Genomic DNA, 18,021 nt, shown 5'->3' on the forward strand with positions numbered 1-18,021 from the left:
AGCTGCAATGTGGCGGACGGTCGGGAAAGAGGCGGCGACCAGTTGGTCGAGCCACAAGGATGCGCGGCAGAGCGCCGACCTTGCACACTACTCGGTGTTCTCCTTGGGTCCTATTATCGTGATGGCGATTGCGAGCGCGGGGCTGTTCTTCGGCTACGACGCCGTCACCTCACAAGTCACCTCCTCCTTGAAGGACATGCTCGGGGACACCGGAGCCAACGCAATCGATGCGATGCTGGCGGGAGCCAGCCGCCCCGCCGAGGGCATTCTGGCGACGGTTCTCGGCGTCGGCGCGCTGTTGTTCGCCGCGATCGAGTTTTACCTGCATGGCAGCGCTGTCGCGGTTCTGCGAATTCTGGATCAGGAAAACCATAAGGAAGGTGACAGGAAGTTCTCGTCGGATTGACACGTTCGACGACCTCGCCTCGCGACCGGCCGGATTAAGTGCCGGTGTGGTTCCTTCGCTCAGGGCGCGCTCTTGGAACGCCGTGCTTGCTCGCCTCTCTGACGCGCAGGCTGCGAGAGCGCTCGCACGTTCGTGCGATTGCTTTGCTCTCGACGATCGAGGCAGCCGCACCGTATGGATCGCCTGCTAGAACGCCTGTCGGAGCGGCGTCGGCCAGACTAAGAGGTCGCGCTTGACATCAGTCAGGCGTCTTCCTCTTCTTTCTCGGCTTCAACGTTGACAACCGACTTGGCGATGCCCGTCAGAGTCTTGTCAGTGTTCTTTTCTTCGGTCAGGGTCTCTTCAAGCAGCTGGACGCTTCATCATAGCCGAGCTCTTCAGCCCATGTGGACAGCGTGCCATAGCGCGAAATCTCATAGTGCTCGACGGCCTGGGCGGCTGCGAGAAGACCCGCATCGAGCGCGGGCATTCCCTTGAAGTCCTTCATGATCTCGGAGCCTTCTTCGGCGATGCCGTTGATGGCCGCGCAGGTTTTGCCGCGCGCGGGCTTGCCGATGATCCTGAATACGCGGTCGAGTCGCTTAACCTGGGCCCTCGTCTCGCGCTCATGCTGCGTGAACGCCGCCTTGAGGTCGGGCGACTGCGCCGCCTTGGCCATCTTCGGGAGGGTTTTGAGGATCTTGTTTTCAGCGAAATAGATGTCCTTTAACGTCTCGTGGAAAAGGTCTTCCAGCTTCTTCGGCTTCCTAGCCATGCGCTGCTCCTCTTAAGTGGCGCACAACAACAATTGGCGGGAAACCCGGTTCCAATTAGGACAATGGCGGACCCTCGGCTGAGCGCGCGTCATGCGTTAGGGAGTCAGGAGCAAGAAGCTCTGGAAGGGGCTTCTCAGCATTCGGCGGCACTGACTGTGGCTGACTTGGTTGTCCGGCTGCACGAACAACGATTTCGAGGTCGGGTTTTTACCCGGGCGCCATTCACAAACGTGAGGCGGAAATTGTGGGTTTCGGAAAAGGGGCGCTTCTCTGGTTCATCGCATACCGCTTCCGATCATCATTATTCCTGCAATGCACCACTGAGGTGCGAATGTCTGGCCTAACTCAGAAGTTCTAGCCGGACCGCGTAGGATAAACATGCGTGACCCGGACGTACGGCATTGTCCGGTCAAGCATTGCAGGCAAGTCCAGAAGAGTTGCGGAAAGCGATAGAAGGAAAGCGATAGAAAAGGTCGGCAATTCAGCTGCCGCTGTTGGTAAGGAATTGTCGGCGTAGCCGAAGGCGCGCGGTATTCCGGCGATCTCAGGAGCGGGGCCCACGCGCTTTTTTTGGGTGCGATGCTTCTCCAGTGCAAGAACTACGTCTTCCGCGCGCTTATCTTCTCGCATCCCAAGATATAGACGAATTGCACATTTCGCGGGAGCCCGTCGATTCGGTGAACGTCGTCATGCCCACCCGGATCGGTTGCCTTGCTGGCGTCCTCAAGTATGGTCGCGACCGCTCCGATAGCCCGGACCACGTCGATATCTTTGCTAAGATCTGTCACGCAACGTCCACTTGCTACCGGGCCCGGCGAGTCGCTGGCTACAACCCTCGAGCACGCAGGAACTAACCGGGTCTCGCTCCGTTGGGGCTCGCTTTCCGGGATTTTGAGACAATGGCGAAGGACGATGAAGTTTGGTACGGGCCGCCCGGTGAGAGCGCGGTTCATATCTGCGTTGATATGCAGTAATGTTCGCTGAAGCCACCGACTGGAAGATGCCCTGGCTCCCGCGCGTCCTCCCGAATATCCTCGCCGCAACAGCTGCTCGTCCCGAGAAAACCTTGTTCACTCGCTTTATTCCTGCCCGCAAGCCGGGCCAGGGCGCGTGTACGTGGCGGCACTACTACGAACGCTGGGGATCGATGACAATCGACATCATCGGGCCAGATGGTGGAATTGGTACCCGACCTCGCGAAGTTCGCTCCCGCGGCCCGCAACTTCGACAAACATGTTTGTTCGCCGTGGACAGGCTGCGATCTTCACCAGCAGCTATGCAGCGATGGCATCGATACGGTCATCATCACTGGCAGAGAGACGGATGTGTGCGTGCTGGCGACCATGCTTGGCGCTATCGAGGGTGTCCAACGGGACCAGCGCATAACGCAACTCCACGCAAAACCAAGAGCCAAGTTTGGCTTGGGTACGTCAAGTCGAGTTGCTACAGCTTGCCGGCCCACCGTCACATAACCAATCCGCAGCGAGGCCCGTTGTGGGGTCCTACGGGGCCTCGCCTTGCACGGTAGGGGTTCTCAGCCTGGAGAGAGCTGAGACTCCAAGTGAAACTGTCTTCGGCAATCCCGTGAAGGGGCAGGAAAAAGCGGCACTTTCGCTCTCCAGAGTTCACATGGGTTATTCCGGAACCGGCGTCGTTTGCATTATCCGAGCAATAGAGCAGGCAATTTTTTATTCCGTATTCTTTCAGCCCTAAAACGACGACCGCTGCCTCCTCTCGGTGGACAGCGGTTCGGGCGATCCGGCCTGGCCCCAGCATGATCCGGATGCTGGGGCCTTTTTGTGAACAGGAACGAAGCGCATGCCGCGGCATTGGCCGCCTGTTCGGTGCCGCACCGCTACCGGCACTGAGACGCCCAGCCTCACACTGGCCCCAGCTTCGCAGTTGGGGCTCTTTCTTGTCGGCCAATAGGTCTTTGCCGACTTTGATGCTGTCTTGGGTACTGTTTTGATTCGCTTGGCGTCGGATCGGCCTCAGCTACCTTCTCGCTGGGGCCGTTTCTTTCCGGGAACAAGCAGTAGCGCGCGAAGTTATCTCTCCACGATGGAGTGGGACTACTTAACGGCTTCGGTGCTCCCCAGTGCGCCGGGGCCGTTCGTTTCTAAGGTGGGACCATGTCGGAAGAAGGCCGCGATTGGACCCTCATTATCGTTTTTCTCAGCATTGCCGGCGCAGTGCTGTTGCTTGACCTCATCTTCTAGCCCTCTGTTGTCCATTCGAGGACTAGCCAATACGTCTTTGCCGGCTTCGTGGACTTATAGTAGGTGCCGCTTACGCGCTTCTGAGCCGGTCATGATCGATCCCGGCCTTCCATTCAGCGGGTGCGCCGCTCGATAAAGGGGCGACCCGCTCGCCAGGTCGCGAACCAGGCGGGGCCCGCTTTAGTTGGAAGCAGTGCGCCTGTGAAGCCGGGCTTCATTAAACCCGCTCGCGCGCCTGCGGAGCAAGGCTCACTTGGGGAACCACCTGCACGAGATCAATACGATGGCTAGCGTATCCAGCTCCATATTAACGGCGGGCGCCGGAAAGCTTTTCTCGACTGGAGGAAGCGCAGAAGTCAAGCCGCTCGTTTCATTGCTCACAAGACGCCGAAACTGCAGCCGATGCTGATGGGCCAAAGGTTTGATCACCATTGTGGATTGCAAGAGTTTAGAGGGCTTCGTCATACAGCTGCTATAAAATCATCATGCGTGAGACGAGCAGCTTTTGGTCACTTGAGCTTGAGAACATGGCCGCGGGCCTGACCCGGACCACAAGCGCGGCTACGCGGAGAAGACCGCCGCAATTTTCGACCGTTAGGTAAAGGATATTGTTGGACCAGGTATTCCGCCGCACCAAGGCGTACTGAATATGCGGTCTGGACCGCGCGGCAAACAAGCTCCCTGAAGGAGACGCTGGGAAAGAGCGATGTTGACCTGCCGATCAAGGAGCTGCCGAAGGAAAGCCTCCGGTGGTCTGACGTCGCTCTCCCTCCCGAATAGGCGCCGCCGTTCTAGGCTTGCCAGATCGTCTTCGCGTCACGTCAGCATGGATCTCACCCTCTTTGGTCAACGGGTTACTTGAACTCGGCCCGGACGGTTCTAATTCAATGTATGGCCGAACCGAAGCTTCGGCTAATTGGAGCATAATAAGAGGCAAGCGCGTAAGCGCTTAAGAAGTTGAGGAAAGGGACATGAGAAAGCTTGCTTTTGCAGTCGTCGCGGCGGCAACGCTCCTCATTGGAACGGTTGCGCCGGCTTCGGCCCATTGGCGTCACCATGGTTGGGGCGGTCCGGGTATTGGCCCCGGGCTTGCTCTCGGGCTGTTCGCTGGAACATTAGCGGCCGCCACCGCACCCCCGGTCTATTATGGACCGGTCTACGGCCCGCCACCCTACTACTACGGCCGCCCGTATCGGGTCGTCCGCTACTATCGGCCGGTTTATCCCTACTGGTACGGCTGGTGACGAGGAGAAGGCGCGGCTCCGGCCGGGCCTTCTGTCAATTCCCGCGATACGTCGCTCGCTGCGCGAGAGGAAACTCTCGCGCGCGAATTCATTTGCTCCCGCAAAAAGCGTGCTTCGCGCGCTCGGGGAGTATGTCGAGGGCGACGTCGGTATCCCGTCGCTGGCGGCGGATTGCGACCTATCGCAGGATACGGTCGCGGTTTGCCCTGGCTCGAGGAGATCGGCGCGATTGACCGCACTTAACGAGAACGGCCGCCGCAATGGCGATGGCCGCGGCAAGCGCACCACGGATCCGATCCAGCTGCCGGTCGATGCCGATATCGCGACGATCGAGGCGCGTGCTGCCGGTCGTGACGTCGACGAAAGCCAAGTAAACTCGATTGGCCCTAGCTGCTAGCAAGGGCTAAATTCCAGTCCCGAAACGATTAGGACTCCGCTAGCCCTCGGCCAACGCTCGCAGCTGTGCGACCACCTAATCTCTGAACCTGAACCGGAAGATCCACATAAATCCCATCGGGGCGATTTCCGGAGATCACAAAACGATCGAAGAAGGCGAGACGGTCGAGTTCGCAGCGGCATTCGAGAGCTATGTCGACCATCAGGTCATGCGGCGACTTTTGCAGCGAGGTAGAAAATGTTTCTGACCTGGTTCAGCGCCGGATATAAACGCGACTGTCGGGACGACGTTGCGGACCTTTTCGCTCGCCAGTTGTCCGACCGGCGTTAGGATGCAAACTCTGGTGAACATCATTGCGGGGAATCCCACGCAAAACACCTTTTAATGAACGCACGAAACCGGCCTTACCGACAGCGCACCTAGCTATTCTGTCGGCGGGAACGGTTTGGAAGCATCAACCACCACTTCCGGCAACGCAAATGATCTGCGCATTTGGATTGATACATCAGCGCAGATTGCCGCGCGATCATCCAATGCGAGCACGTCTTACCGCTGCTTTACCCGCGGATGGTTCGATCCGTTGGAGGGATAAAGCTGATGGGATTTGTAGAGCGAAACAGCGATGGTATCATCGTTGGATGGTTTGTCTGTGAGCAGCTGGCGCCGATGGTGACCGAGCAGATCGCCGACGACGACCCGGCGGTGATTGGATTTCTTAATCCGCCGGCGCCGGTGCCGTCCTCCTGCACCGAACTCGGCTTGAAACGGGCCTTTGACGAGCTCGGCACATGGGCCGCGGCTCAAGGTAGTGATCGCGGCGAATGCGAACGTCCAGGACGAGTCGGATCTCGCGACCGAAATCCGCCGCGCAGATCCTCTGGTCCAGCACATGATCGCGGTCGTCGGCCTCTCCGACGCACAAGTGGACCAGCTGCTATTAGTTCGGGCAAACGCCCTGTCTGACTGGGTCGCAGAACGAAAGCTAAAATGACTAATTTGAAGGTACAAGCTCGATTTACTCTCCGCGTCGATGTGATTGACTACCTAGTTCAGAAGCGCGAAGCTCGCTGTCAGGGCGCTCGCGGGATTGTTTTCAATCATGAAGATGCTTACGGAATACTTGGAACGCGCCGTTGAGTTCGAGAAGTTAGCGGTCACTGAGCAGAATGGAGCGTTCAAGGCAGAGCTGTTAAAGCAAGCCTCGGCATACCGACATCTGGCAGAGATGCGTGCGGCGAAATATGGTTTGCCGAAACCAAGCCCTCCAGAAATCAAGTGAGACTACCTACGCTGGAGCACATTAGAAAGGCTGGAAACGATGAAGCCGCCGACCATGCTGCGCTCGCCATAAAGGCGCTTCGCAAGGCAGCGACCGGACAGCCCGCCGTGCAGCTTGCGCGCCAGCTTTTACGCGGCCTGCCTCGTAACGCCGCTAGACTTCGCCAGCGCCTTCAGGACCCCGGCTCTTGCCCCCGAAGACCCGGGGCATATTCTCGATCAGTTTGGAGCGGTCCCGGCTGGCACCTCGCTGGGGCCGTTTCGCTTCGGGGAACAAGCAGCAGTCCAACGACGTTGAGTAACCACGTGGGACTACTTGCCGGCCTCAGCACTCTCCCCGGGAGCTGGGGTCTTTTTTGTCGCGAGTCGTAAACAGCTTCGCCAAAGTCTCAGCCTGCTCTTTTGTCAGCTTCTCGGCGAACGCGCCGTTCTTTTCTATCTGCGCCGGTCCTTTGAGTTCGCTATCGTAGACCATCCATCCGTTGCCACCCTGCCGAACGAGGAAACGTCCCCGCATCGGGCGTCCAGTAAATTCCATCTGCATCCACCATCTGCGAAATACGAGCGCGTCGATTAGTTCGAAGGATGGAGCGCGCGGCATTGAACTATGTGAATCGTGACGATCAACTTTGGACAAGCACCACTCGGCTTTCGCGGCGAACTGAAAACGGCCCCCACCGGGGGCCGCTAACCCGAACGATACGGGTTTTCCTCTGGCAGTCGGGGGCACCTTGGCTGACCAGAAGCGCCAATTAGACGCTGATCTCCTCGCGATGGTTCCTAGCCTGACGCGTGGCAATTGGACAGGAGCGTACTAAAACTAGCTTCGTCGGATCGCGCGGGAAAAACTAGCAACTTCTGACAGCCGTGTTAGCTTCCACGCCTCGGGTCACGTCCCGATTCATCACGGTGACAGGCCTCAGCACCGGCCTCTAGGCCCCCAAAGCTGAGTCACCCTCGCTGACGTGCTTATCTGCGGGAATGGCGCTGCCGGCGATCCATGTCCAGCTTCGATCGCATAGATTGGTGTTGAATAGGGCTTTTCTCAGCTTCGCTGGAATGTCGTTTGTGGCGCTCATCGTCAGCGTAAGTTGGCTGCTGATCGGCTGAGCGTCCTACCTCTCGTGATGACATGACAACTTGGCCTCAGCGCAGCCCGATTGAGCCAACGACGACGTCGCTATAGAGGATGTTCCATTTCTGCCCGGCTGCGGCTCTGTCGCGCCGACGCGTGAGCTCGGTCACGTCGCATCTCCGGTCGGGCAGCGCCGCCACAGCTGCAGCAGCTCCGCGGCCGGCCGCTTGCCCGCCGTACTGCACTTCACGCAGCGCAGGCGACCGGCGAGATCGCGCACGTTGGTGGTCGGAACGTGGCGCAGCGCGGCTAGGCGCGACCGCGAGCGGTGTCTTGCACCGCGAGCAATTGATTTCGAGCCACGGATAGCCGGCTTGATGGCCTGGTCGATCGACGGCGATGCGTCGACCGGGCCCGCCGTCGGCGCAGATCTTTTTGTTCCAGCTCTGGCAGAGCAGATCGTCGGCCTCGCGGATGAGCGCCTCGCCGGCGGCGCAATCCATTTAAACTTAGCCGTGCCGCACCGCTACCCGACTTCGATAGGTATACGTCTCGGCCAAGGTTCGGAATGTCCCAAGTCTACGAGGTGTTTGAACCCTTGACGGACTGAGCACTCGGAAGCCGCCTGAGGCGTCGGGCTCCTCCTCCGCCTCATCGGGCAGCGGCAGTATGGCTTCCGACGAATTGGCTAGCTGATACGAGGAACAACCTGTTGGTTTCGTAGTTCTTTTGGCGCCGCCGGCCCGAGTGTCGCTGGGCGCCTCATGGCCCAGCTAAGCCAGGCGACACGGCGGCTCGTACCATTTTGCTCCGTGGAGGATTTGGATATGAAAACGACCCGTATTGTCGCTTGGCAGCCGATCAGCCTTACTCGCCTCGGCGGGGTCTCGCAGCTGCATCTTCCGTCTGGCCGCTCGTTAGAACTCAAGAGCGGCGACGGCTTATGAAGGAGGGCAAGTCATGTCAATCAAGTCAGCCCTCACCGCTATCCATTCGGAAGCCGGGTTGTCCCGGTACCTGCACGAGATCCGTAGCTTCCCGCTGCTAGATGCCTCCGAAGAAGTGATGTATGCAAGGCGTCTTCGGGATGCCGGGGATAGCGAAGCTGCCTACCGTCTGGTGACGAGCCATCTACGACTGGCTGCCAAGATCGCGCTGAAATATCGGCGCTATGGATTGCCCATCGCCGACCTCATCTCGGAAGCCAACGTCGGATTGATGCTGGCCGTCAGGCGGTTCGACCCTGAGAAGGGATTTCGCCTGGCGACTTATGCCGCTTGGTGGATCAAGGCGTCCGTACAGGAATTCGTCCTGCGATCATGGTCGCTCGTCAAGCTCGGCACAACCGCGGCGCAAAAAAAGCTGTTCTTTAACCTTCAAAAGTTGAAGAGACGCCTTGGAACGCCGGACGATGGCGAGCTTTCGCCGGAGCAGGTGAAGCAGATCTCTGACCATCTTCAGGTCAAGCAAACCGACGTCGTCGAGATGAACGGGCGGATCCGTGGCGACATGACGCTGAATGTTCAACTCAGTGACGAGGAAGGCGAACAGTGGCAGGACAGGGTCGCAGATTCATCTCCTGATCCTGAAACCCTGCTCGTGGAGGCCGGAGACCGAGAACGGCAGAAGGCCGCACTCTCGGAGGCGCTGTGTGCGCTTTCTCCGCGAGAACGCACCATTGTCGAAGCCCGTTACATGGCAGATGAGCAAAGAACGCTTGACGATCTTGCCAATACCTTCGGTATTTCGCGTGAGCGTATCCGCCAGATCGAGCAGCGTGCGTTGCAGCGTATCAAGTCGACGCTGTGCGCACGCCTTCCGGAGCTTGCGGCTGCTTCAGCGAGCGCATAGTAGAAGCAGAACATAGAAACTGCTGGCCGGCTGCTGATCGATGAATCAGCAGCCGGTGCAGATATCAAGCACGATGGCTCCCGCCGAGAAATCACGGTCCTTGCGGCCGCCGGACTTTGTTCTTGCCCGGGGGCTGGCCGCTTTGATCACTGACAAGCTGCTTAACGGTGGCCTCGGAGCTTCGCACTGCTCGCGACGAATCCGCTTCTTTCGCCTGCAGCGAGATCACCATCCCGATTGGAGCAGCAAGTACCATTAAGCTCCACATCTCTGGTTACCCTCCTTTCGACGATGCTCCAATTTGCCGCGCAGAGTTGTTCTGAAGCCGAGACAACGTCTCGGTTTGACGGTTTCAATTCTCAAGGTGCGCTGAGCGTTTCCGGACGCAGGAGAATGCTCTCCGGTTACGAGCCGCGAGCAATATCGACGATCCGGCTTTCGCCGCAAAAATTTTCTTCCAACCTCTTGAAAGTAGAACCCTCGCTCCTAGGTGGATTTTTGCCCGGGGGCCGTTATGGACCCGGTTTTGGACATCGCTGAACCTACCCAAGGAGGATGTGCATGCATTTCCGTCCCTTGCACGATCGCGTGCTCGTGCGACGTCTCGACGCCGAAGAGAAAACCGCCGGCGGTATCATCATTCCAGACACAGCAAAGGAGAAGCCGCAGCAGGGCGAGATTGTCGCCACTGGCCCCGGCGCACGCAACGAACAGGGCCAGCTCATTCAACTCGACGTCAAGCCCGGTGACCGTGTCCTGTTCGGCAAGTGGTCTGGTACCGAGGTCAAGATCGACGGCGAGAAATTCCTGATCATGAAGGAAAGCGACCTTCTGGGTGTTGTCGACAAGACAGCGACCGTCAAGAAGGCAGCTTAGCGCGCTGACAGTCATAGAGGAAAGGAGAGATCAAAATGGCTGCCAAGGACGTGAAGTTCGCAACCGAGGCCCGAGAGCGCATGCTGCGGGGCGTCGACACACTGGCAAACGCGGTGAAGGTCACACTCGGTCCGAAGGGGCGTAACGTCGTGATCGAGAAATCGTTCGGTGCGCCGCGCATCACCAAAGATGGCGTAACCGTCGCCAAAGAGGTCGAACTGGAGGACAAGTTCGAGAACATGGGCGCGCAGATGGTGCGCGAGGTCGCCTCGAAGACCAACGATCTGGCGGGCGACGGCACCACGACCGCGACCGTGCTCGCTCAGGCCATCTTCAAGGAGGGCAGCAAATCCGTCGCCGCCGGCATGAACCCAATGGATCTGAAGCGGGGGATTGACCTGGCTGTCGACGCCGTCGTTTCCGACCTCAAATCACACGCCAGGAAAATCACCTCCAATGACGAGATCGCCCAGGTCGGCACAATCTCCGCCAATGGTGATACCGAGATCGGCCGCTTCCTGGCCGACGCCATGAACAAGGTCGGTAATGAAGGCGTGATCACCGTCGAGGAGGCCAAGAGCCTGCACACCGAGCTCGAAGTGGTCGAGGGCATGCAGTTCGACCGCGGCTACATCTCGCCCTACTTCGTCACGAACCCCGAGAAGATGCGTGTCGAACTCGAGGATCCCTACGTTCTGATTCACGAGAAGAAGCTGTCCGGCTTGCAGACCATGCTGCCGCTGTTGGAGCAGGTCGTTCAGTCCGGTAAGCCGCTCCTGATCATCGCGGAGGACATCGAAGGTGAAGCGCTTGCGACATTGGTCGTCAATAGACTGCGCGGCGGATTGAAGGTCGCGGCCGTCAAGGCACCTGGCTTCGGCGATCGTCGCAAGGCCATGCTGGAGGACATCGCGATCCTGACCGGCGGCAATGTCATCAGCGAGGACCTCGGCATCAAGCTGGAAAACGTCACAGTGAAGATGCTCGGGCGCGCCAAGAAGGTCGTCATTGACAAGGACAACACCACCATTGTTGAGGGCGCGGGCGCCAAGAAGGATATCGAGGCGCGCGCCCAGCAAATCAGGCTCCAGATCGAGGAGACGACCTCCGACTATGATCGCGAAAAGCTGCAAGAGCGCCTCGCCAAGCTTGCCGGAGGCGTCGCAGTGATCCGTGTGGGTGGTGCGACGGAGGTCGAAGTCAAGGAACGCAAAGACCGTGTCGACGACGCGATGCATGCGACTCGAGCGGCGGTGGAGGAGGGGATTCTCCCCGGAGGCGGGGTTGCCCTCCTGCGTGCCCTCGAAGCGCTCGACGGCATCAAGACCGCGAACGCCGACCAGAAGGCCGGCATCGACATCGTTCGTCGCGCCATCCGGATGCCGGCTCGGCAGATCGTGCAGAACGCCGGCGAAGACGGCTCACTGGTTGTCGGCAAGCTTCTGGAGCACCAGAGTTACAACTGGGGCTTCAACGCGGCAACTGGCGAGTACGAGGATCTTGTGAAAGCCGGTGTGATCGATCCCGCCAAGGTCGTGCGCACCGCCTTGCAGGACGCTGCGTCGGTGGCCTCGCTGCTGATCACCACCGAGGCACTCGTGGCCGAAAAGCCGAAGAAGGCTGAATCCGCTTCGGCAGCTCCCGCCATGGACTTCTGAACAACCGAGCCCGGCCGATCAAGGCCGGGCTCCACCGATGAGAGGAGAGAAGACCGCTTCCAAAGATGGAGTGTCCCATGAACAAGCCTAATCGTCGTCGGCTCAGGATGAGGCAGGACACGATCCATTGGTTCATGTTCTCCCTGAGTTTTGTCACCATTGCCTGGATCTGTTTTCGAACGATGGGAGGAGTATAGATGCTGAGTTATCACCATACGTTGTCCGACCGGACGGAGACCAACCGCAATCTGCGGCGAAGCCTGCTTGCTTTAGTAGTAGCCGGCGCAATGTCTCTGGCGGCCTTCGGTGCTTACGGCGTGGAAAGCCCGCGGGGAGCCGAGGCCACACAGGGTACCTTCACTGGACTGCCACTGCCGCCAATCCCGTATCTCGACACGATGCCGTGGCTGAAATGGCAGCCCGCGGCGGCAACGATGAAGATCGACATCTTGCTGCCGCCGACCTCCGCGCCGACCGGCATCTGGCCGCAACCGTCGCCCCATCCCGCGGGACTGGCGGCAACAAGCTGAACCTCAGAGAGCGGCCCGCGAAGGCCGCTCCCTACCTTACGCAATCTCGTCAAGAGCGAGCGGCACTCATGTCCGGGCTGAGTTCGGCGAGGCATTCCGTGCGCGGGAACTCTGATGCAACCTCAAGCAACAGTTGAGCTTGCCGTCCGCGACTTCCTCATCCGAGGTTGTCTGAAGGTGATCGGTCACTACGAGCGCCTGCTCTCAACTGCCAGGAGCGAGCAAGGCGGCAGCTCTATCAAGCCCGGATTGAGCGAGAGCAGCGAGTGATGGATGTCCTACGCCAGGGTGCTTACCCGGATCGCTTGGCCGCGTAGTCGCTGACCCGCCAGGCGAGGTTCGGTCAGAAAAAAGCGCACGGCCTCTTGAATTCACGAGTGTCAGTTCTAATTCGTTTCTCGACCGCGACTGCGGTATGTCGAGCGCCAGGCCGGGCTCGACGAGGCTGGACCGGGGGTGTTCGACGATAATCGAAACTCCGATCCTGCCTTGCTTCGTATCCATATTGCTCTTTGGAGGACTTGGCTATGAGGACACTTGATTTTACGCCACTGTGGCGCACCAGCGTCGGCTTCGATCACTTGGCTGGCCTCATCGACGGCATGTCGCGCCGGCCGAATGAGGATAGCTATCCGCCATACAATATCGAGCGGTCCGGTGAGGATCACTATCGAATCACGCTGGCCGTAGCAGGTTTCGGCGCTAGTGACATCTCCGTGACGGCGGAGCAAAATGCGCTCACGATCGAAGGCAAGACGTCCGACGGGGATGCGCGGCGGTATCTCTACCAAGGTATTCCGGCGCGACCGTTCCGGAGAGTCTTCAGTCTGGCCGAGTACGTCCGGGTCAAGCAGGCATCCTTCCGGGACGGTCTCTTGACCATTGATCTCGTTCGAGAGATTCCGGAGACGATGAAGCCGCGCAAGATCCAGATCGGTGCAACGGCTGCTTCGTCGCAAATTGAGCGGAAGAAGGCAGCTTAGGTAGCTTCGATCCGTGGACCGGCGATGTCATCGGACGTTCCTGACCGATCTCATCTCAACGTGGGTGGCGCATCGACTACGCCGCCACCCAAATCACGAGCACCATCCCCTGGAAAGGAGTGAACAGGGAGGCGAGCCATGACTAACGTAAAAATCGACGGCGGCGATCTGCACCCATTCTTCCACCCCGCCGCTCGCTACATTTCTCCGGCGGAAGTCCTGAATGACATTGAGCTCTCGACGCCTGAGAAGCGAATCATCCTGTCCTCGTGGGCGTCGGATATGTACGCCGTGGAATCCTGTCCCGGCATGCGGGAGGTCCCCGGAATGGGCCACGCTGTGAAGTTGGCCGACATACTGGCAGCGTTGCGGCAACTCGACAGAGACGACGATGATGATCCGCCCAGTGGCGGTGGCGTCCCCATGCGGCTGCGGCGGCCCTGGGCCGCCGCACAGCGGAGGGCGCTGTGATGGTCACGGAAGCCGTTCTAGCGATCGTGCTGCTTGGCCATGCCGCAGCAGCCTGGGCAATTCCGCTCCTAGCATTGGAAGGAACGCGTCTGCCTCAGATTGACGATCCCACAAGCACGCAAGGGTGATCGGAATGTTGGGTCAGCGAACAATATTGGCATGGCTTCTGGTTGTGGCGCTATTCGGGGCTTCACCGGCTATATCCCAAGTGCCGGACCTGAAGACGGGTGGTTCTGTGCCAACATTGGCGCCGGTAGTTCGACAGGTGACACCCGCGGTTGTTAATATTTCCGTGCACGGCCGTGTCCGTGAGGACAATCCGCTTTACCGCGACCCGTTCTTTCGTGAGTTTTTCGACATTCCCAAGCAGGTCGAGAAGGAAATCAATTCGACCGGTTCGGGAGTCATCGTCGATGCCAGGCGCGGCTATGTGTTGACCAACAATCATGTTGTCGAAGGCGCCTCGGTCGTTCGGATCACGACCAAGGACGGCCGGCAGTTAACTGCGAAGGTAATCGGGCGCGATGCGCCAACTGACGTTGCAGTGCTGCAGATCCAAGACCCTGCCGGCCTTCAGGCGCTTCCTTTCGGCGACAGTGATGCGCTTGAGGTCGGAGATTTCGTGCTCGCGATCGGCAATCCCTTTGGACTCGGCCAGACCGTCACGTCCGGCCTGGTCAGTGCGCTGGGTCGCACTGGCTTGAGCAAGGAAGGCTTTGAGGACTTCATCCAGACCGACGCTGCGATCAATCCGGGAAATTCCGGCGGCGCATTGGTGAATCTCCGCGGCGAATTGGTCGGCATCAACTCCGCGATCATTTCGCCGGGCGGAGGGAATGTCGGGATCGGTTTTGCAATTCCCGCGAATATGGCCCGGATCGTTATGGAGCAGATTGTAGATAAGGGACACGTTGAGCGAGGCCGCATTGGCGTTTCACTGCGCGAACTCCAACCGTCGACCAAACAAGGGCGCAACGAAGGCGCGGTGATCGCAGAGGTCGCGGCAGACTCTCCGGCTGCAAGGGCCGGCTTGCGGAAGGACGATATTGTTGTCATGGCAGACGACCGTCGGATCCGCAGCGCGTCGCAACTTCGTAACAAGATCGGCCTGGCGCGTGTCGGTCAAGATGTGAAGCTCACCATCGTGCGGGGCGGTCAAACCAGTTCCGCCGTCGTGAAAGTTGCTCCGCCTGACCAGGCAAGCAGCACATCCACTCGCCTGCTGCATTGATGCAAAAGGTTCAAGACAATCTGGCCGGTCGACTGCCAAATTCATGCTCTGGCAGACGTATTGGCTCAAAAGCCCAGCCCCTCTGCTTTTAGGGCAGCCATCTTACTTGCTCAACTTTGTAACTCTTGTCACCGCCTGGCGTCTGGACGGCTACGACTGACCCTTTGGACCTGCCTATCAACGCCCGTGCGAGCGGGGAACTGAACGAGATCTTGCCTTTTGCCGGGTCGGCTTCCGGCTCGCCAACGATTTGGCAAATTCGCTCCTCGCCCGTATCCTGGTCCGTCAGTGTGACCGTCGCGCCGAATTTGATGGTCTCGCCGGAGAGCTTTGACACTTCGATGATTTCTGCACGTGCAAGCTTGCTTTCTAACTCGGCTATGCGAGCTTCGTTGAGCCTTTGCTCGCCCAACGCAGCCTGATATTCCGAATTCTCAATAAGGTTGGGCTCGTCGGCAATCGCTTGCTGAATGCGCTCGGCAAGATGAGGCCGCTTGATTCTAGTGCGGTCGGCCAGTTCGTCGTTAAGGGCGGCATGACCGGCCGCAGTCATGGGGAGGGTTGGCATCAATTCGGACCGCCTTGTGAGAGCACCGCGAGCGGCCGCGGTCGCCTGCCGGGCCTACCTATCTCGGTACTATGGGCTGGCAACTATGCTGGCCTTTACCTGTTCCAAGGACCGCCCGGTCCAAGGAGCCCGACAAGGGAACGGAACTTGGGTTGTCGCAGGTCTACGGGTTTGCCGTGCGAATATCGACCAGTGCAGTTGTATGAGCCAATTGGGCACTCCTTGCATGGGCGCACGGGAGTACATCCTTGCTGTGGACGACGACGCGAGCGTCCGCGAAACGTCACGGAACATGCTTGACGATCTCGGATACCAGGCGATTGCGGCTGATAATCTGGATGCCGCGCTGTCGACCCTTTCTCATCAAGCAATCGATGTGGCGATTATTGATCTGGCGATGCCCGACGTTTCTGGACTCAACGTCGGACTTGAGCTTCAACGGCAGCAGCCGGGCTTGCCGATCGTGTACTGCAGTGGCTATCCAGATCTCATCGAAAAGCCTAGCAAACACATGAACGACAGTCTGCTCCTCAGCAAGCCGTTTTTCTCCCAGGAACTCTCAGCCAAGCTGGAAGCGATGCTACGCACCAGCCGTCTGCTTGACTCGGACGCAGCGCCAAATCCGCGCGGACTCAATCAATACCGGTCCGCACCATAGCGCGCGCCAGCTCGAGTTCGCTGATAGCCTGGCGCAGCGAACGGCGGGCCGCGCTCTTATCTCCATTCGCACAGGCGACTTTCAGTTCCTCGATGTGTTGAGCCGCGATCTTTGCATGCGCAACAACATCCGCAGCGCCTGCAAAACTGGATTTCCGCTTTGTGTCCATGGTCGGGCACACCCCCGCCCGCTCTTATTGGAAATAGGACGGGAGCGGAGACCGCTCCCATCGATTTGTGTCATTTCGAGTTGATCGCAATACGCTTCACCTTGGATTCTGCTTGCGGCAGCTTTGGCATGGTGACAGTCAGAACTCCGTTCTTGAACGCAGCAGAGATCTTGTCCTGGTCCACGTCTTCGATCGGGATGCGCCGTTCAAACCTGCCGTAGTACCGCTCGCTGAACCTGCGATCCTTGTCTTCCGTCTCAGTCTTCTTCTCTCCCTTGATCGAGAGAACGCCATTGGCGAGCTCGATCTGGACGTCTTTCTCGTCGAGACCTGGCAACTCCGCCGTGACTTTCACGTCCTGGTTACTCTCGTTGACCTCGATGCTCGGCCAATTCATCGACTGCTCGAGAAAGCTGCCGCCAAATGGCGCGACATCGAAGCCGCGGAAGGCGTCATCGAATAGCCGGTTCATCTCCCGGTGCAGGGTTAGAACCGGATTGTAGTTTTCGGAGCGACGGGTGGTCAGATCACGACCGCGGCCCCAGGGGGGCAGATCGGTGATAGCCATGGATTTTCTCCTTCTTTGTTCCAAAATTCGCGACGCGATAAAGCCTCGCCGCAAAATTCAATTGTGAGCAGGCGGTGTTACGCCGCATGCTTGTTCTCATCTTTCTGGTGATCAGCACCTGTGTTGATCGCAATCTGGCGCGGTTTCATCGCCTCGGGAACCTCCCGAACCAGATCGATCTTGAGCATGCCATTCTCGAACCAGGCGCCCTTCACTTGCACGTACTCGGCCAGATTGAAGATCTGTCGGAACGGGCGCGCAGAGATGCCTTGATAGAGATATTGATGGCCGCTTTTGTCGGCCTTGCGACCCTCAACGGTCAGTGTGTTCTGCCCGGCCGTGATGGAGACCGTGTCAGGCGGGAAGCCGGCAAGAGCCAGCGTGATTTGGTAGTGGTCCTCACCGACACGTTCGATGTCGTAGGGCGGGTAATTGTCCGCGCCGGTCCATCGGCCGGAGTCCGCGAGAAGGTCGAACAGACGATCGAATCCAACCGTCGATCGCCACAGGGGAGCGAGATCAAGCGTGGTCATAGCCATATCCTCCTTTTGAGCAACATGGATAAGAGCACCCAGGACGCTTGCCGGGTGCCTGCACGCGCCCCGTAGCAGGCGCCCGATTGTGCCGTGCAATTACTGCGTGGCTACCCATAAAATTAGAAGGGGGGCGTATCGTTTCAAGGCCTTCCAGGCACTTGCGAAAGCGGCAGTGCCGCACCCATGTTTTTGTCGGATCCGGCTGAGGCGAATGTGGAAGGACTTCCTGCCGTCCTGCTGCGTCTCAGCCGGTTCCTCCAAAGGTACTCGCCAACGAAAGTGACCATGGCAGCAGTCCAAAACGACGTGATCGACACGGCGCTTCTGGAATCATTTTTCGGGAGTGACCCGCCGTGCTTCGCCGCGCTCGGCGTCACCATCGGATCTCCTGGCCGGTTTGGTATGTCGCGCGCGCAGCTCCTGGAGATGAAACTCCCACCTTCGGTCGCGGCTGAGCGGAAGACCGCGACAAATAGCCCTGGTGTCGGACAGTCACGAGAGCCGCGCATCGTGAGATCTCGGAACGAAGGCTCCTGCCGGGGGGCATA

General features: G+C 59.0%; 19 protein-coding genes and 2 pseudogenes. 13 read left to right on the forward strand and 8 right to left on the reverse strand.

Annotated elements, in window-relative coordinates:
- Positions 1-286: 286 nt before the first annotated feature.
- Positions 287-385: pseudogene (locus ACVWYP_RS15765) on the reverse strand (low affinity iron permease family protein); the annotation flags it as partial.
- Positions 386-648: 263 nt separating this feature from the next.
- Positions 649-1,160, reverse strand: a pseudogene (locus tag ACVWYP_RS15770) (YciE/YciF ferroxidase family protein).
- A 1,173-nt stretch (positions 1,161-2,333) separates the two neighbouring features.
- Between ACVWYP_RS15770 and ACVWYP_RS15775 the strand changes: the two are divergent.
- The 4 genes from ACVWYP_RS15775 to ACVWYP_RS15790 all read left to right on the forward strand — a co-directional run bounded on the left by ACVWYP_RS15775 (position 2,334) and on the right by ACVWYP_RS15790 (position 6,300).
- The gene (locus ACVWYP_RS15775) at positions 2,334-2,633 is read left to right on the forward strand and encodes a cysteine hydrolase family protein (RefSeq protein WP_028344470.1); all 300 of its coding nucleotides are present in this window, start codon (positions 2,334-2,336) and stop codon (positions 2,631-2,633) included.
- 1,718 nt (positions 2,634-4,351) lie between these two features.
- Positions 4,352-4,624 carry a hypothetical protein gene (locus ACVWYP_RS15780; protein ID WP_075969288.1) on the forward strand — a complete coding sequence of 91 codons (273 nt, stop codon included), beginning with the start codon at positions 4,352-4,354 and terminating at the stop codon, positions 4,622-4,624.
- Positions 4,625-4,853: 229 nt separating this feature from the next.
- A complete protein-coding gene (locus ACVWYP_RS15785) occupies positions 4,854-5,021 on the forward strand; it encodes a hypothetical protein (RefSeq protein WP_016843161.1) in 168 nt (55 codons plus the stop codon).
- 1,099 nt (positions 5,022-6,120) lie between these two features.
- Positions 6,121-6,300 (forward strand): hypothetical protein, encoded by a 180-nt coding sequence (locus ACVWYP_RS15790; protein ID WP_016843164.1) that lies wholly within the window; start codon positions 6,121-6,123, stop codon positions 6,298-6,300.
- Between the two features lie 324 nt (positions 6,301-6,624).
- Here the strand turns inward: ACVWYP_RS15790 and ACVWYP_RS15795 are convergent, their stop codons facing one another.
- Positions 6,625-6,843: a hypothetical protein gene (locus ACVWYP_RS15795; RefSeq protein ID WP_051448167.1), complete on the reverse strand. Its 219-nt coding sequence runs from the start codon at positions 6,841-6,843 to the stop codon at positions 6,625-6,627.
- A 602-nt stretch (positions 6,844-7,445) separates the two neighbouring features.
- The gene (locus tag ACVWYP_RS15800; protein ID WP_050999402.1) at positions 7,446-7,877 is read right to left on the reverse strand and encodes a hypothetical protein; all 432 of its coding nucleotides are present in this window, start codon (positions 7,875-7,877) and stop codon (positions 7,446-7,448) included.
- Positions 7,878-8,334: 457 nt separating this feature from the next.
- On the opposite strand from ACVWYP_RS15800, the gene rpoH reads away from it, so the two are divergent.
- The 8 genes from rpoH to ACVWYP_RS15840 all read left to right on the forward strand — a co-directional run bounded on the left by rpoH (position 8,335) and on the right by ACVWYP_RS15840 (position 14,974).
- Positions 8,335-9,225: an RNA polymerase sigma factor RpoH gene (gene rpoH / locus ACVWYP_RS15805; protein ID WP_016843170.1), complete on the forward strand. Its 891-nt coding sequence runs from the start codon at positions 8,335-8,337 to the stop codon at positions 9,223-9,225.
- Positions 9,226-9,786: 561 nt separating this feature from the next.
- Positions 9,787-10,101 carry a co-chaperone GroES gene (groES, locus tag ACVWYP_RS15810; RefSeq protein ID WP_038375291.1) on the forward strand — a complete coding sequence of 105 codons (315 nt, stop codon included), beginning with the start codon at positions 9,787-9,789 and terminating at the stop codon, positions 10,099-10,101.
- Between the two features lie 35 nt (positions 10,102-10,136).
- On the forward strand, positions 10,137-11,759 hold the full coding sequence (groL, locus tag ACVWYP_RS15815) for a chaperonin GroEL (protein WP_016843172.1): 1,623 nt from the start codon (positions 10,137-10,139) through the stop codon (positions 11,757-11,759).
- Positions 11,760-11,956: 197 nt separating this feature from the next.
- Entirely contained in the window at positions 11,957-12,289 is a 333-nt protein-coding gene (locus ACVWYP_RS15820; RefSeq protein ID WP_129964896.1) for a hypothetical protein, read from the forward strand.
- Between the two features lie 114 nt (positions 12,290-12,403).
- Positions 12,404-12,559 carry a hypothetical protein gene (locus ACVWYP_RS15825; protein ID WP_016843174.1) on the forward strand — a complete coding sequence of 52 codons (156 nt, stop codon included), beginning with the start codon at positions 12,404-12,406 and terminating at the stop codon, positions 12,557-12,559.
- Positions 12,560-12,816: 257 nt separating this feature from the next.
- Positions 12,817-13,272: an Hsp20 family protein gene (locus tag ACVWYP_RS15830; protein ID WP_038375292.1), complete on the forward strand. Its 456-nt coding sequence runs from the start codon at positions 12,817-12,819 to the stop codon at positions 13,270-13,272.
- Positions 13,273-13,410: 138 nt separating this feature from the next.
- Entirely contained in the window at positions 13,411-13,743 is a 333-nt protein-coding gene (locus tag ACVWYP_RS15835) for a hypothetical protein (RefSeq protein ID WP_016843176.1), read from the forward strand.
- A gap of 133 nt (positions 13,744-13,876) precedes the next feature.
- Positions 13,877-14,974 carry a trypsin-like peptidase domain-containing protein gene (locus tag ACVWYP_RS15840; protein WP_253592498.1) on the forward strand — a complete coding sequence of 366 codons (1,098 nt, stop codon included), beginning with the start codon at positions 13,877-13,879 and terminating at the stop codon, positions 14,972-14,974.
- A gap of 88 nt (positions 14,975-15,062) precedes the next feature.
- Here ACVWYP_RS15840 and greA read toward each other — a convergent pair whose 3' ends face one another.
- Entirely contained in the window at positions 15,063-15,542 is a 480-nt protein-coding gene (gene greA / locus ACVWYP_RS15845) for a transcription elongation factor GreA (RefSeq protein WP_028343859.1), read from the reverse strand.
- 226 nt (positions 15,543-15,768) lie between these two features.
- Between greA and ACVWYP_RS15850 the strand changes: the two genes are divergently transcribed.
- The gene (locus ACVWYP_RS15850; protein ID WP_016843179.1) at positions 15,769-16,200 is read left to right on the forward strand and encodes a response regulator; all 432 of its coding nucleotides are present in this window, start codon (positions 15,769-15,771) and stop codon (positions 16,198-16,200) included.
- Here the strand turns inward: ACVWYP_RS15850 and ACVWYP_RS15855 are convergent.
- The 3 genes from ACVWYP_RS15855 to ACVWYP_RS15865 form a co-directional block, all read right to left on the reverse strand.
- The gene (locus ACVWYP_RS15855) at positions 16,175-16,369 is read right to left on the reverse strand and encodes a hypothetical protein (protein ID WP_035633041.1); all 195 of its coding nucleotides are present in this window, start codon (positions 16,367-16,369) and stop codon (positions 16,175-16,177) included. The genes ACVWYP_RS15850 and ACVWYP_RS15855 overlap by 26 nt on opposite strands.
- Before the next feature lie 70 nt (positions 16,370-16,439).
- On the reverse strand, positions 16,440-16,937 hold the full coding sequence (locus ACVWYP_RS15860; RefSeq protein WP_016843180.1) for an Hsp20/alpha crystallin family protein: 498 nt from the start codon (positions 16,935-16,937) through the stop codon (positions 16,440-16,442).
- Positions 16,938-17,014: 77 nt separating this feature from the next.
- Positions 17,015-17,470, reverse strand: a complete 456-nt coding sequence (locus ACVWYP_RS15865; protein WP_016843181.1) for an Hsp20 family protein — start codon at positions 17,468-17,470, stop codon at positions 17,015-17,017.
- Positions 17,471-18,021: the final 551 nt, after the last annotated feature.

It is taken from the genome of Bradyrhizobium sp. USDA 3262 (genome assembly GCF_054060035.1).

Coding starts and splice junctions, on each gene's coding strand:
- ACVWYP_RS15775 (WP_028344470.1), top strand. CDS start 2,334: ATGGTGGAATTGGTACCCGACCTCGCGAAGTTCGCTCCCGCGGCCCGC.
- ACVWYP_RS15780 (WP_075969288.1), top strand. CDS start 4,352: ATGAGAAAGCTTGCTTTTGCAGTCGTCGCGGCGGCAACGCTCCTCATT.
- ACVWYP_RS15790 (WP_016843164.1), top strand. CDS start 6,121: ATGAAGATGCTTACGGAATACTTGGAACGCGCCGTTGAGTTCGAGAAG.
- ACVWYP_RS15795 (WP_051448167.1), bottom strand. CDS start 6,843: ATGCAGATGGAATTTACTGGACGCCCGATGCGGGGACGTTTCCTCGTT.
- ACVWYP_RS15800 (WP_050999402.1), bottom strand. CDS start 7,877: ATGGATTGCGCCGCCGGCGAGGCGCTCATCCGCGAGGCCGACGATCTG.
- rpoH (WP_016843170.1), top strand. CDS start 8,335: ATGTCAATCAAGTCAGCCCTCACCGCTATCCATTCGGAAGCCGGGTTG.
- groES (WP_038375291.1), top strand. CDS start 9,787: ATGCATTTCCGTCCCTTGCACGATCGCGTGCTCGTGCGACGTCTCGAC.
- groL (WP_016843172.1), top strand. CDS start 10,137: ATGGCTGCCAAGGACGTGAAGTTCGCAACCGAGGCCCGAGAGCGCATG.
- ACVWYP_RS15820 (WP_129964896.1), top strand. CDS start 11,957: ATGCTGAGTTATCACCATACGTTGTCCGACCGGACGGAGACCAACCGC.
- ACVWYP_RS15825 (WP_016843174.1), top strand. CDS start 12,404: ATGCAACCTCAAGCAACAGTTGAGCTTGCCGTCCGCGACTTCCTCATC.
- ACVWYP_RS15830 (WP_038375292.1), top strand. CDS start 12,817: ATGAGGACACTTGATTTTACGCCACTGTGGCGCACCAGCGTCGGCTTC.
- ACVWYP_RS15835 (WP_016843176.1), top strand. CDS start 13,411: ATGACTAACGTAAAAATCGACGGCGGCGATCTGCACCCATTCTTCCAC.
- ACVWYP_RS15840 (WP_253592498.1), top strand. CDS start 13,877: ATGTTGGGTCAGCGAACAATATTGGCATGGCTTCTGGTTGTGGCGCTA.
- greA (WP_028343859.1), bottom strand. CDS start 15,542: ATGCCAACCCTCCCCATGACTGCGGCCGGTCATGCCGCCCTTAACGAC.
- ACVWYP_RS15850 (WP_016843179.1), top strand. CDS start 15,769: ATGGGCGCACGGGAGTACATCCTTGCTGTGGACGACGACGCGAGCGTC.
- ACVWYP_RS15855 (WP_035633041.1), bottom strand. CDS start 16,369: ATGGACACAAAGCGGAAATCCAGTTTTGCAGGCGCTGCGGATGTTGTT.
- ACVWYP_RS15860 (WP_016843180.1), bottom strand. CDS start 16,937: ATGGCTATCACCGATCTGCCCCCCTGGGGCCGCGGTCGTGATCTGACC.
- ACVWYP_RS15865 (WP_016843181.1), bottom strand. CDS start 17,470: ATGACCACGCTTGATCTCGCTCCCCTGTGGCGATCGACGGTTGGATTC.